Source organism: Escherichia sp. Lx600-2 (assembly GCF_036662595.1).
Classification (GTDB): Bacteria; Pseudomonadota; Gammaproteobacteria; order Enterobacterales; family Enterobacteriaceae; genus Escherichia; species Escherichia coli.
Map to the genome: position 1 here is coordinate 31,635 of NZ_JAYQWM010000025.1, position 13,149 is coordinate 44,783.

Below are 13,149 nucleotides of genomic sequence, written 5' to 3' on the forward strand. Positions count from 1 at the left end.
CCTCGTCACAGTCTTAATCGTTAACGGAAGCCCGTTGCCGCCTGCGCTCCATAACGCGACATCCGGGAAATGTCTGGATTACCAGCAAATGTCAGGCCTGGCTCCGCTCAGGCCGATGAAACAACCCCGCAAGGGGTATTACGCGTTTTTCAACATCCACTCAATTTCTGTTTCTGTGATGAGGCGCTCAAACTGCAACAGCTCATCATTTTTACAGGCGTGATACACATGGCAAAACCGTTCGCCTAAATAGCGGCGCAGGTGATCATTCTCGATAAACTCACCCAGGGCATCGCTCTGGCGAATCGGGAAGGGTAAGCCATCCTGTTCCAGCCCGTTGCCTTCGACTTCTTCCTGCAACGGCAGCTCGTTATCAAGACCGTGCAAAATACCGGCAAAAATCGCTGCCATCACCAGATATGGGTTGGCATCGGCACCCGCCACGCGATATTCCACGCGGTGATTATGGCGATCGCCGCATGGAATACGCAGGGCGACGGTACGGTTATTATGGCCCCACGACGCCTGCGTCGGTACATACATACCTGGCTGGAAGCGGCGATACGAGTTCACGTTTGGTGCCAGCAACGCCATTGATGACGGCATCAGGTCAATCATCCCGGCGAGCATCTTTTTCAGCAGCGGCGAATCTTCGCCTTCTGTGTCAGAAAGCACGTTCTCGCCACGATTATTTTGCATACTGATATGGATATGCATTCCGCTGCCCGCGTGCTCTTCATACGGCTTCGCCATAAAAGTGGCGTGCATCTTATGCTTTTCTGCCATCAGACGCACCAGGCGTTTTAGTGCCAGCGCATCATCGCAGGCTTCCAGCACGTTATCAGTATGGTAAAGGTTGATTTCAAACTGACCCGGCGAGGCCTCAGCGACCGCGCCATCTGCCGGAATCAGCTGTAACTGCGCCAGTTCATCAATATCATTGAGCACGTCGGCGAAGTGGTTGAGGTTATCAACGGAGTAAACCTGGCTTTGTGTATTGCGGTCATCAGTGCCGGGCGCGCAGGGCGGTTGCAGATACCCTTCAGCGTCGCGCTGGCGATCCAGTAAATAGAACTCCAGCTCTACCGCTACGACCGGGAACAATCCGCGCTGGCGCAGCTGCTGCCACAGGCGGTTAAGAACGTTCCGCGGCTCAACGTCAAAGGGAGCGCCATCTTCATCGACCATGGTCAGGAGCATCTGACCGATAAACTCTGGATCGGCGGCAGAAGGGGTTAAGGAACCGAGAACAGGAACACAGGTACGATCCGGCTCGCCCATTTCCTGACCCAGACCTGCTTCTTCTACTACGTTGCCCAGAATATCCATTGCAAATACCGAGGCCGGGAAATAACACCCTTTCTCGAGCTTCTTCAGGCTTGAAACAGGAATACGTTTTCCACGGAAGCAACCATTCAAATCGGTAAGTAAAACATCAACATATTGCGTATTCGGGTAGCGCTCCAGGTAGCGTTTCACTTCCTGCGTAAAGGCGCTACCCCGCCTCTCTTCTGACTGCTGAACAAAGTTCTCTACTTCAACGATATTGGTTTCCATGATTCTTCGCCTTTGGTTTGTTTTCCGCTCGTTATCAAAGCGTAAAATATAATGACCACCATTCGAATCTGTATGCAAACTAAATGTTTGTCAAATGTTAAATTGAGTTTGCAAAAATGAAAACTCACTGCTAGATTGAAAAAATATTGAACATAAAGGTCATTTAAACCGCAGTAATGGCGATAATTTAGTCCACTTTGTGAGATTGAGCATGGAAAATATAATGAACAATCCGGTTATCGGTGTCGTAATGTGCAGGAACAGGCTTAAGGGTCATGCGACCCAGACTCTGCAAGAAAAGTACCTGAATGCCATCATCCATGCAGGCGGCTTGCCAATTGCGCTGCCACATGCGCTGGCGGAACCGTCGTTACTTGAACAACTTTTGCCGAAACTCGATGGCATTTACCTTCCTGGTAGTCCCAGCAATGTGCAGCCGCACCTATATGGTGAAAACGGCGATGAGCCTGACGCCGATCCCGGGCGTGATCTTCTGAGCATGGCGTTAATTAATGCCGCACTCGAAAGGCGCATCCCCATTTTCGCCATCTGCCGGGGTTTACAGGAACTGGTGGTGGCAACCGGTGGTTCGTTGCATCGCAAGCTGTGCGAACAGCCTGAATTGCTGGAACATCGGGAAGATCCCGAACTGCCGGTGGAACAGCAATATGCACCGTCGCATGAAGTTCAGGTTGAAGAGGGGGGATTGCTGTCTGCGTTGTTACCTGAATGTAGCAACTTTTGGGTAAACTCTCTGCATGGACAAGGGGCAAAGGTCGTTAGCCCACGGTTGCGTGTTGAAGCTCGCTCGCCGGATGGCTTAGTTGAGGCGGTTAGCGTCATCAATCATCCTTTTGCGCTGGGCGTACAGTGGCACCCGGAATGGAACAGTAGCGAGTACGCGCTTTCGCGTATATTGTTCGAGGGCTTTATCACCGCTTGTCAGCACCATATCGCTGAAAAACAGCGACTCTGACCACTACAGTTTAAGGAAATGCAAATATGAGTGATGAGGGACTGGCGCCAGGAAAACGCTTGTCGGAAATCCGCCAGCAGCAGGGGCTTTCACAACGTCGTGCCGCCGAACTCTCCGGGCTGACTCACAGTGCTATCAGTACGATAGAACAAGATAAAGTCAGCCCTGCCATCAGTACGCTGCAAAAGCTGCTGAAGGTGTATGGTCTGTCACTCTCGGAATTCTTTTCCGAGCCGGAAAAACCTGATGAGCCGCAGGTCGTCATTAATCAGGACGATTTAATTGAGATGGGCAATCAGGGTGTGTCAATGAAGCTGGTTCATAACGGTAAGCCGAATCGCACGCTGGCGATGATCTTTGAAACGTACCAGCCGGGCACAACCACTGGGGAAAGAATTAAGCATCAGGGTGAGGAAATAGGCACTGTACTGGAAGGTGAAATTGTTCTGACGATTAATGGTCAGGATTACCACCTCGTCGCGGGGCAAAGTTATGCCATTAATACCGGCATCCCGCACAGTTTCAGTAATACGTCGGCAGGTATTTGCCGAATTATCAGCGCCCATACGCCCACCACGTTTTAATCTTTTTGTTCTGTAAGCCGGGTAAGCGCAATGCGCCCGGCAATCCATAAAGAATGTCGCCAGAAATAAACGGGCATACGGCCCGGGGATCTCTGCGCCCTGACGTTCACAAACTGCATATATCTGATAGACGTGAAACAGGAGTCATAATGAATTTTCATCATCTGGCTTACTGGCAGGATAAAGCGTTAAGTCTCGCCATTGAAACCCGCTTATTTATTAACGGTGAATATACTGCTGCGGCGGAAAATGAAACCTTCGAAACATCCGATCCGGTTACCCAGGCACCGCTGGCGAAAATTGCCCGCGGCAAGAGCGTCGATATCGACCGTGCGGTGAGCGCAGCACGCGGCGTATTTGAACGCGGCGACTGGTCACTCTCTTCTCCGGCTAAACGTAAAGCGGTACTGAATAAACTCGCCGATTTAATGGAAGCCAACGCCGAAGAGCTGGCACTGCTGGAAACTCTCGACACCGGCAAACCGATTCGTCACAGTCTGCGTGATGATATTCCCGGCGCGGCGCGCGCCATTCGCTGGTACGCCGAAGCGATCGACAAAGTGTATGGCGAAGTGGCGACCACCAGTAGCCATGAGCTGGCGATGATCGTGCGTGAACCGGTCGGCGTAATTGCCGCCATCGTGCCGTGGAACTTCCCGCTGCTGCTGACTTGCTGGAAACTCGGCCCGGCGCTGGCGGCGGGAAACAGCGTGATTCTAAAACCGTCTGAAAAATCACCGCTCAGTGCGATTCGTCTCGCCGGGCTGGCGAAAGAAGCAGGTCTGCCGGATGGCGTACTGAACGTAGTAACGGGTTTTGGTCATGAAGCGGGGCAGGCGCTGTCGCGTCATAACGATATCGATGCCATCGCCTTTACCGGTTCAACCCGTACCGGGAAACAGCTGCTGAAAGATGCGGGCGACAGCAACATGAAACGCGTCTGGCTGGAAGCGGGCGGCAAAAGCGCCAACATCGTTTTCGCTGACTGCCCGGATTTGCAACAGGCGGCAAGCGCCACCGCAGCAGGCATCTTCTACAACCAGGGTCAGGTGTGCATCGCCGGAACGCGCCTGTTGCTGGAAGAGAGCATAGCTGATGAATTCTTAGCCCTGTTAAAACAGCAGGCGCAAAACTGGCAGCCGGGCCATCCACTTGATCCCGCAACCACCATGGGCACCTTAATCGACTGCGCCCACGCCGACTCGGTCCATAGCTTTATTCGGGAAGGCGAAAGCAAAGGGCAACTGTTGTTGGATGGCCGTAACGCCGGGCTGGCTGCCGCCATCGGCCCGACCATCTTTGTGGATGTAGACCCGAATGCGTCCTTAAGCCGCGAAGAGATTTTCGGTCCGGTGCTGGTTGTCACGCGTTTCACATCAGAAGAACAGGCGCTACAGCTTGCCAACGACAGCCAGTACGGCCTTGGCGCGGCGGTATGGACGCGCGACCTCTCCCGCGCGCACCGCCTGAGCCGACGCCTGAAAGCCGGTTCCGTCTTCGTCAATAACTACAACGACGGCGATATGACCGTGCCGTTTGGCGGCTATAAGCAGAGCGGCAACGGTCGCGACAAATCCCTGCATGCCCTTGAAAAATTCACCGAACTGAAAACCATCTGGATAAGCCTGGAGGCCTGAAATGACCGAACATACCAGCAGTTATTACGCCGCCAGTGCGAATAAATACACGCCATTCGACACGCTGAATGAGTCAATCACCTGCGACGTTTGCGTGGTCGGCGGCGGCTATACCGGGCTGTCTTCCGCGCTACATCTGGCGGAAGCGGGCTTTGACGTAGTGGTTCTCGAAGCCTCACGCATCGGCTTTGGCGCCAGCGGACGCAACGGCGGACAGCTTGTGAACTCCTACAGCCGCGACATTGACGTGATCGAAAAAAGCTACGGCATGGACACCGCCCGTATGCTCGGCAGCATGATGTTTGAGGGTGGTGAGATCATCCGCGAACGTATCAAACGTTATCAGATTGACTGCGACTACCGCCCCGGCGGTCTGTTTGTGGCGATGAATGATAAACAGCTCGCCACACTTGAAGAGCAGAAAGAGAACTGGGAACGCTACGGCAATAAACAGCTGGAGATGCTGGACGCCAACGCCATTCGCCGCGAGGTCGCCAGCGATCGCTACACTGGTGCGCTGCTGGATCACAGCGGCGGGCATATTCACCCGCTGAACCTCGCCATTGGTGAAGCCGATGCCATTCGTCTCAACGGCGGACGTGTGTATGAGCTTTCTGCGGTGACGCAGATCCAGCACACCACGCCCGCCGTGGTGCGTACTACCAAAGGCCAGGTGACGGCGAAGTATGTGATTGTCGCCGGGAATGCGTACCTGGGCGATAAAGTGGAGCCGGAACTGGCGAAGCGTAGTATGCCGTGCGGCACGCAGGTGATCACCACTGAGCGGCTGTCAGAAGATTTAGCCCGTTCGCTGATCCCGAAAAACTACTGTGTGGAAGACTGTAACTATCTGCTTGATTACTACCGTCTTACCGCCGACAACCGTTTGCTGTACGGCGGCGGCGTGGTGTACGGCGCGCGCGACCCGGATGACGTTGAGCGTCTTGTGGTGCCGAAACTGCTGAAAACCTTCCCGCAGTTGAAGGGCGTGAAAATCGACTATCGCTGGACGGGCAACTTCCTGCTGACCCTGTCGCGTATGCCGCAGTTCGGTCGCCTCGATACCAACATCTATTACATGCAGGGTTACAGCGGCCACGGCGTCACCTGTACTCATCTTGCCGGACGTTTGATTGCCGAACTGCTGCGCGGCGACGCCGAACGTTTCGACGCCTTCGCCAATCTGCCGCATTACCCGTTCCCCGGCGGGCGCACGCTGCGTGTGCCGTTTACCGCGATGGGCGCGGCTTATTACAGCCTGCGCGATCGTCTGGGCGTTTAATTTCCGATTAACAGTGAAGAGTCAAAAGGTGTGAAACATGAGCAACAATGAATTCCATCAGCGTCGTCTTTCTGCCACCCCGCGCGGGGTTGGCGTGATGTGTAACTTCTTCGCCCAGTCGGCAGAAAACGCCACGCTTAAGGATGTTGAGGGCAACGAGTACATCGATTTCGCCGCAGGCATTGCGGTGCTGAACACGGGGCATCGCCACCCTGAATTGGTCGCGGCGGTGGAGCAGCAACTGCAACAGTTTACCCACACCGCGTACCAGATTGTGCCGTATGAAAGCTACGTCACCCTGGCGGAGAAAATCAACGCCCTTGCCCCGGTGAGCGGGCAGGCCAAAACCGCGTTCTTCACCACCGGTGCGGAAGGGGTGGAAAACGCGGTGAAAATCGCCCGCGCCCATACCGGACGCCCTGGCGTGATTGCGTTTAGCGGCGGCTTCCACGGTCGTACGTATATGACCATGGCGCTGACCGGAAAAGTTGCGCCGTACAAAATCGGCTTCGGCCCGTTCCCCGGTTCGGTGTATCACGTACCTTATCCGTCAGATTTACACGGCATTTCAACACAGGACTCCCTCGACGCCATCGAACGCTTGTTTAAATCAGACATCGAAGCGAAGCAGGTCGCGGCCATTATTTTCGAACCGGTGCAGGGCGAGGGCGGTTTCAACGTTGCGCCAAAAGAGCTGGTTGCCGCCATTCGCCGCCTGTGCGACGAGCACGGCATTGTGATGATTGCTGATGAAGTGCAAAGCGGCTTTGCGCGTACCGGTAAGCTGTTTGCCATGGATCATTACGCCGATAAGCCGGATTTAATGACGATGGCGAAAAGCCTCGCGGGCGGGATGCCGCTTTCGGGCGTGGTCGGTAACGCGAATATTATGGACGCACCCGCGCCGGGCGGGCTTGGCGGCACCTACGCCGGTAACCCGCTGGCGGTGGCTGCCGCGCACGCGGTGCTCAACATTATCGACAAAGAATCACTCTGCGAACGCGCGAATCAACTGGGCCAGCGTCTGACAAACACGCTGATTGATGCCAAAGAAAGCGTTCCGGCCATCGCGGCGGTACGCGGTCTGGGGTCTATGATTGCGTCAGAGTTTAACGATCCGCAAACGGGCGAGCCGTCAGCGGCGATTGCACAGAAAATCCAGCAACGCGCGCTGGCGCAGGGACTGCTTCTACTGACCTGTGGCGCATACGGCAACGTGATTCGTTTCCTGTATCCGCTGACCATCCCGGATGCGCAATTCGATGCGGCAATGAAAATTTTGCAGGATGCGCTGAGAGATTAATACGCAGAAGCAGGGGCAACGCAATAATGCCTGATACGCTGCGCTTATCAGACCTGCAAACGACGTATTGATTATGTATGCCGGATAAGGCGTTCACGCCGCATCCGGCAAGTTGTATTGCCCAACTTCGCTAAATCTGGTGCTTTTTCAACAACGCGCGGAACTGATGATAGGTTAACCCCAGTAATTCAGCCGCGCGCTTCTGGTTATATTTCCCTTGTTGCAAACTGAGTTGCAGCAACTCTTTTTCCTGCTGCATCTGAAACTCACGTAAATCCAGCGGCAGTGTTGGAAGCGAGGTGGTTTCTGAAACGGCGATAGCGTCTTCAGGCGGACGCCGTTTAAAGGGATCAATAATGATGTCATCAAGCGGATAATCGCTGGTGCCGTGGCGATACACTGAACGTTCCACCACGTTTTTCAATTCACGAATATTTCCCGGCCAGCGATAATTCAGCAATGTTTCTCTGGCGCGCTCCGTAAACCCCGGGAACAGAGGCAGCTTGATTTCCCGACACATCTGAATGGCAAAGTGTTCTGCCATCAGCATAATGTCGCTTTCGCGCTCGCGCAGGGGCGGCAGTTGCACAACATCAAAAGCCAGGCGGTCGAGCAGGTCAGCGCGAAAAGTACCTTCATTGACCATCGCCGGGAGATCGGCATTCGTCGCGCATACCAACCGCACATTCACCTGCAACGGCTGGCTGCCGCCAACGCGCTCCAGTTCACCGTACTCAATCACGCGCAATAATTTTTCCTGTACCATCATCGGTGCTGTAGCGAGTTCATCAAGAAATAGCGTACCGCCGTCGGCACGTTCAAATCTTCCTGGATGACGTTTTTGCGCACCGGTAAACGCCCCCGCTTCGTGACCAAACAGTTCGGAATCCAGCAGATTTTCATTTAACGCCGCGCAGTTAAGGGAAATAAACGGCCCTTGCCAACGGGAGGAGAGATAATGCAGGCGGCTGGCGATCAGCTCTTTACCGGTGCCGCGCTCGCCGATGATGAGCACAGGTTTGTCCAGCGGCGCGAGATGCGAAACCTGTTCCAGCACTTCGAGAAAGCTGTTCGCCTCACCGAGTAAATTATCTTTGTATTCTGCCATGATGAAATTCGCCACTTGTTAGTGTAATTCGCTAACTCATCCTGGCATGTTGCTGTTGATTCTTCAATCAGATCTTTATAAATCAAAAAGATAAAAAATTGGCACGCAAATTGTATTAACTGTTCAGCAGGACAATCCTGAACGCAGAAATCAAGAGGACAACATTATGGGTATTTTTTCTCGCTTTGCCGACATCGTGAATGCCAACATCAACGCTCTGTTAGAGAAAGCGGAAGATCCACAGAAACTGGTGCGTCTGATGATCCAGGAGATGGAAGATACATTGGTTGAAGTACGTTCTACTTCGGCGCGTGCGCTGGCAGAAAAGAAACAGCTGACTCGCCGTATTGAACAAGCGTCGGCGCGTGAAGTTGAATGGCAGGAAAAAGCCGAACTGGCGCTGCTGAAAGAGAGAGAGGATTTGGCGCGTGCGGCGTTAATTGAAAAACAGAAACTGACCGATCTGATTAAGTCCCTGGAACATGAAGTGACGCTGGTGGACGATACGCTGGCACGCATGAAGAAAGAGATTGGCGAGCTGGAAAACAAATTGAGCGAAACACGCGCTCGCCAGCAGGCATTGATGTTACGCCATCAGGCCGCAAACTCGTCGCGCGATGTGCGTCGTCAGCTGGACAGTGGCAAACTGGATGAAGCAATGGCTCGTTTCGAATCTTTCGAACGTCGTATTGACCAGATGGAAGCGGAAGCAGAAAGCCACAGCTTCGGTAAACAAAAATCGCTGGACGATCAGTTTGCCGAACTGAAAGCCGATGATGCAATAAGCGAGCAACTGGCACAATTAAAAGCCAAAATGAAGCAAGACAATCAATAATAACATCCAGGCGGCGTCCGAAAGCGCCGCCGCTCATCGTCTAAGGAGTACTTATGAGCGCGCTATTTCTGGCTATTCCATTAACCATTTTTGTGCTGTTTGTTTTACCGATCTGGTTATGGCTGCATTACAGCAATCGTTCTGGTCGCAGTGAATTGTCGCAAAGTGAGCAGCAGCGATTAGCGCAACTGGCTGATGAAGCAAAACGGATGCGCGAACGTATTCAGGCGCTGGAATCTATTCTTGATGCAGAACATCCGAACTGGAGGGATCGCTAATGGCGGGCATTAATCTCAATAAAAAATTATGGCGTATTCCACAGCAGGGCATGGTCCGTGGCGTCTGCGCCGGGATTGCCAACTATTTTGATGTACCGGTAAAACTGGTGCGTATCCTGGTGGTGCTGTCGATTTTCTTCGGTCTGGCGCTGTTTACCCTGGTTGCTTACATCATTTTGTCATTTGCGCTTGATCCAATTCCGGACAACATGGCCTTTGGTGAGCAGCTACCTTCCAGCAGCGAATTGCTGGATGAAGTCGACCGTGAACTGGCGGCAAGTGAAACGCGTTTACGCGAGATGGAACGTTATGTCACTTCCGATACTTTCACGTTACGTAGCCGTTTCCGTCAACTGTGAGGAAAGTTATGAATACTCGCTGGCAACAGGCCGGGCAAAAGGTGAAGCCTGGTTTCAAATTAGCAGGCAAGCTGGTACTTCTTACCGCACTGCGCTATGGCCCGGCGGGTGTGGCGGGCTGGGCGATAAAATCAGTTGCTCGCCGACCGCTGAAAATGTTGCTGGCTGTGGCGCTGGAACCGCTGTTAAGTCGGGCTGCTAATAAACTGGCACAGCGTTATAAAAGGTGAGGGGAGTTTCGCAAAAATTGTTAAATCTCAGGCCTATAATGGATGGCAATTTTCATCCATAGAAGGACGCTTACATGTTTAAAAAAGGCTTACTTGCTCTGGCACTGGTGTTTTCACTGCCCGTTTTTGCCGCTGAACACTGGATCGATGTTCGTGTTCCAGAGCAGTATCAGCAAGAGCACGTTCAGGGGGCCATCAATATTCCCCTGAAGGAAGTGAAAGAGCGCATTGCCACCGCCGTTCCCGATAAAAACGACACCGTGAAAGTGTATTGCAATGCCGGACGCCAGTCAGGGCAGGCAAAAGAGATCCTTAGCGAGATGGGATATACCCACGTTGAGAACGCCGGTGGCCTGAAAGACATCGCAATGCCGAAGGTCAAAGGTTAACAAATTACTTATTGAGCGGTGTAAACAACGCCGCTTATTCATTTGATAAATCAAAATTAACCCACATTATTATCTCCAGTATCTAATCCTTTCTACAGCTTTCTGGCACAGGACAGCAATGAAGCGACTTAAAAATGAACTTAATGCGCTGGTGAATCGGGGTGTCGACAGACATCTGCGCCTCGCCGTAACCGGACTTAGCCGCAGCGGCAAAACGGCGTTTATCACTGCGATGGTCAATCAGTTGCTCAATATTCACGCCGGAGCACGCTTGCCGCTGTTAAGCGCGGTGCGTGAAGAACGGCTGCTGGGCGTAAAACGCATTCCCCAGCGTGACTTTGGCATTCCGCGCTTCACCTATGATGAAGGGCTGGCGCAGTTATATGGCGATCCACCTGCCTGGCCAACGCCAACGCGCGGCGTCAGCGAAATTCGCCTGGCGCTACGTTTTAAATCGAACGATTCGCTGCTACGCCACTTTAAGGATACCTCCACGCTGTATCTGGAGATTGTGGATTATCCCGGCGAATGGTTGCTCGACCTGCCGATGCTGGCGCAGGACTATTTAAGCTGGTCGCGCCAGATGACGGGCTTACTTAATGGTCAGCGCGGCGAATGGTCGGCGAAATGGCGAATGATGTGCGAAGGGCTGGACCCGCTAGCGCCTGCCGACGAAAACCGGCTGGCAGACATTGCCGCCGCGTGGACCGATTATCTCCACCACTGTAAACAGCAGGGGCTGCACTTTATTCAGCCTGGGCGCTTTGTCTTGCCGGGGGATATGGCAGGTGCGCCCGCGCTGCAATTCTTCCCGTGGCCGGATGTCGATGCCTGGGGCGAGTCCAAACTCGCGCAGGCCGATAAGCACACCAATGCCGGAATGCTGCGCGAGCGGTTTAATTATTACTGCGAGAAAGTGGTGAAGGGGTTCTATAAGAATCATTTTCTGCGCTTTGACCGCCAGATTGTGCTGGTGGATTGCCTGCAACCTCTCAACAGTGGGCCACAGGCATTTAATGATATGCGTCTGGCGCTGACGCAGCTGATGCAAAGTTTCCACTATGGGCAGCGTACCCTGTTCAGGCGTTTGTTTTCGCCGGTTATCGATAAGCTATTGTTTGCTGCCACTAAAGCGGACCATGTGACCATCGATCAGCACGCCAATATGGTTTCATTGCTGCAACAACTAATTCAGGATGCCTGGCAAAATGCGGCGTTCGAAGGGATCAGCATGGATTGCCTGGGGCTGGCGTCAGTTCAGGCGACCACCAGTGGCATTATTGATGTTAACGGTGAGAAAATCCCGGCGCTGCGCGGTAATCGACTTAGCGATGGCGCACCGCTCACTGTTTATCCTGGCGAAGTTCCCGCACGTTTGCCTGGTCAGGCGTTCTGGGATAAGCAAGGCTTCCAGTTTGAGGCATTTCGTCCGCAGGTGATGGATGTCGACAAACCACTACCGCATATTCGTCTTGATGCTGCGCTGGAATTTTTAATAGGAGATAAATTGCGATGACCGAACCGTTAAAACCACGTATTGATTTCGACGGTCCGCTGGAGGTCGATCAGAATCCAAAATTCAGGGCGCAGCAGACCTTTGACGAAAATCAGGCGCAAAATTTTGCCCCGGCCACGCTCGACGAAGCGCAGGAAGAAGAGGGGCAAGTCGAAGCGGTAATGGACGCAGCGTTACGTCCGAAACGCAGCCTGTGGCGCAAAATGGTGATGGGCGGGCTGGCTCTGTTTGGCGCAAGCGTTGTCGGGCAGGGTATACAGTGGACAATGAATGCCTGGCAAACTCAGGACTGGGTGGCGCTGGGTGGATGTGCCGCTGGGGCATTGATTATCGGCGCTGGCGTAGGTTCTGTGGTAACAGAGTGGCGGCGCTTATGGCGCTTGCGACAGCGCGCCCATGAACGCGACGAAGCGCGTGATTTATTGCATAGCCACGGAACCGGCAAAGGCCGCGCATTTTGCGAAAAACTGGCGCAGCAGGCGGGCATCGATCAGTCACATCCGGCGCTGCAACGCTGGTATGCCTCAATCCATGAAACGCAAAACGACCGTGAAGTGGTCAGTTTGTATGCGCATTTGGTCCAGCCAGTTTTAGATGCCCAGGCGCGGCGCGAAATCAGCCGTTCGGCAGCGGAATCAACGTTGATGATTGCGGTCAGCCCGCTGGCGCTGGTGGATATGGCATTTATCGCCTGGCGCAATCTGCGTTTGATTAATCGCATCGCCACGCTGTATGGCATTGAACTGGGATATTACAGCCGTTTGCGCCTGTTCAAGCTGGTATTGCTGAATATCGCTTTCGCCGGAGCCAGCGAATTGGTGCGCGAAGTGGGGATGGACTGGATGTCGCAAGATCTCGCTGCTCGTTTGTCTACCCGCGCAGCTCAGGGGATTGGTGCTGGGCTTCTGACGGCACGACTCGGGATTAAAGCTATGGAGCTTTGCCGCCCGCTGCCGTGGATTGACGATGACAAACCTCGCCTCGGGGATTTCCGTCGTCAGCTTATCGGTCAGGTGAAAGAAACGCTGCAAAAAGGCAAAACGCCCAGCGAAAAATAATACAATATCGGGTGCTGACCGGATATCTTTACGCCGA

14 protein-coding genes are annotated in these 13,149 nt (G+C 53.6%); 12 read left to right on the top strand and 2 right to left on the bottom strand.

What is annotated here, in order from left to right:
* Positions 1–138: 138 nt before the first annotated feature.
* On the bottom strand, positions 139–1,557 hold the full coding sequence (gene puuA, locus OQV04_RS11500) for a glutamate-putrescine ligase (protein WP_001307767.1): 1,419 nt from the start codon (positions 1,555–1,557) through the stop codon (positions 139–141).
* Positions 1,558–1,768: 211 nt separating this feature from the next.
* Here puuA and puuD point away from each other — a divergent pair, with 211 nt between their 5' ends.
* The 5 genes from puuD to puuE all read left to right on the top strand — a co-directional run bounded on the left by puuD (position 1,769) and on the right by puuE (position 7,339).
* Complete coding sequence (gene puuD / locus OQV04_RS11505; RefSeq protein WP_001307158.1) at positions 1,769–2,533, top strand: gamma-glutamyl-gamma-aminobutyrate hydrolase; 765 nt, start codon at positions 1,769–1,771, stop codon at positions 2,531–2,533.
* 26 nt (positions 2,534–2,559) lie between these two features.
* Positions 2,560–3,117 carry an HTH-type transcriptional regulator PuuR gene (gene puuR / locus OQV04_RS11510; RefSeq protein WP_032280810.1) on the top strand — a complete coding sequence of 186 codons (558 nt, stop codon included), beginning with the start codon at positions 2,560–2,562 and terminating at the stop codon, positions 3,115–3,117.
* 149 nt (positions 3,118–3,266) lie between these two features.
* Positions 3,267–4,754, top strand: a complete 1,488-nt coding sequence (gene puuC, locus OQV04_RS11515; RefSeq protein ID WP_045177113.1) for an aldehyde dehydrogenase PuuC — start codon at positions 3,267–3,269, stop codon at positions 4,752–4,754.
* Position 4,755: 1 nt separating this feature from the next.
* Complete coding sequence (gene puuB / locus OQV04_RS11520; protein ID WP_000134888.1) at positions 4,756–6,036, top strand: gamma-glutamylputrescine oxidase; 1,281 nt, start codon at positions 4,756–4,758, stop codon at positions 6,034–6,036.
* A gap of 37 nt (positions 6,037–6,073) precedes the next feature.
* A complete protein-coding gene (puuE, locus tag OQV04_RS11525; protein WP_247806746.1) occupies positions 6,074–7,339 on the top strand; it encodes a 4-aminobutyrate transaminase in 1,266 nt (421 codons plus the stop codon).
* Between the two features lie 130 nt (positions 7,340–7,469).
* On the opposite strand, the gene pspF is transcribed toward puuE, so the two are convergent.
* Positions 7,470–8,447 (bottom strand): phage shock protein operon transcriptional activator, encoded by a 978-nt coding sequence (pspF, locus tag OQV04_RS11530; RefSeq protein WP_000852835.1) that lies wholly within the window; start codon positions 8,445–8,447, stop codon positions 7,470–7,472.
* A 166-nt stretch (positions 8,448–8,613) separates the two neighbouring features.
* On the opposite strand from pspF, the gene pspA reads away from it, so the two are divergent.
* The 7 genes from pspA (at position 8,614) to OQV04_RS11565 (ending at position 13,112) form a co-directional block, all read left to right on the top strand.
* Positions 8,614–9,282 (top strand): phage shock protein PspA, encoded by a 669-nt coding sequence (gene pspA / locus OQV04_RS11535; RefSeq protein ID WP_000511025.1) that lies wholly within the window; start codon positions 8,614–8,616, stop codon positions 9,280–9,282.
* 53 nt (positions 9,283–9,335) lie between these two features.
* Entirely contained in the window at positions 9,336–9,560 is a 225-nt protein-coding gene (pspB, locus tag OQV04_RS11540; protein ID WP_001274963.1) for an envelope stress response membrane protein PspB, read from the top strand.
* Positions 9,560–9,919: an envelope stress response membrane protein PspC gene (gene pspC, locus OQV04_RS11545; RefSeq protein WP_021556754.1), complete on the top strand. Its 360-nt coding sequence runs from the start codon at positions 9,560–9,562 to the stop codon at positions 9,917–9,919. Before pspB ends, pspC begins: the two co-directional genes overlap by 1 nt.
* 8 nt (positions 9,920–9,927) lie before the next feature.
* The gene (gene pspD / locus OQV04_RS11550) at positions 9,928–10,149 is read left to right on the top strand and encodes a phage shock protein PspD (protein ID WP_001295585.1); all 222 of its coding nucleotides are present in this window, start codon (positions 9,928–9,930) and stop codon (positions 10,147–10,149) included.
* A gap of 74 nt (positions 10,150–10,223) precedes the next feature.
* The gene (gene pspE, locus OQV04_RS11555; protein ID WP_000473109.1) at positions 10,224–10,538 is read left to right on the top strand and encodes a thiosulfate sulfurtransferase PspE; all 315 of its coding nucleotides are present in this window, start codon (positions 10,224–10,226) and stop codon (positions 10,536–10,538) included.
* Between the two features lie 118 nt (positions 10,539–10,656).
* Positions 10,657–12,054 (top strand): YcjX family protein, encoded by a 1,398-nt coding sequence (locus tag OQV04_RS11560; protein ID WP_000825763.1) that lies wholly within the window; start codon positions 10,657–10,659, stop codon positions 12,052–12,054.
* Positions 12,051–13,112 carry a YcjF family protein gene (locus OQV04_RS11565; protein ID WP_001625127.1) on the top strand — a complete coding sequence of 354 codons (1,062 nt, stop codon included), beginning with the start codon at positions 12,051–12,053 and terminating at the stop codon, positions 13,110–13,112. Before OQV04_RS11560 ends, OQV04_RS11565 begins: the two co-directional genes overlap by 4 nt.
* Positions 13,113–13,149 lie beyond the last annotated feature (37 nt).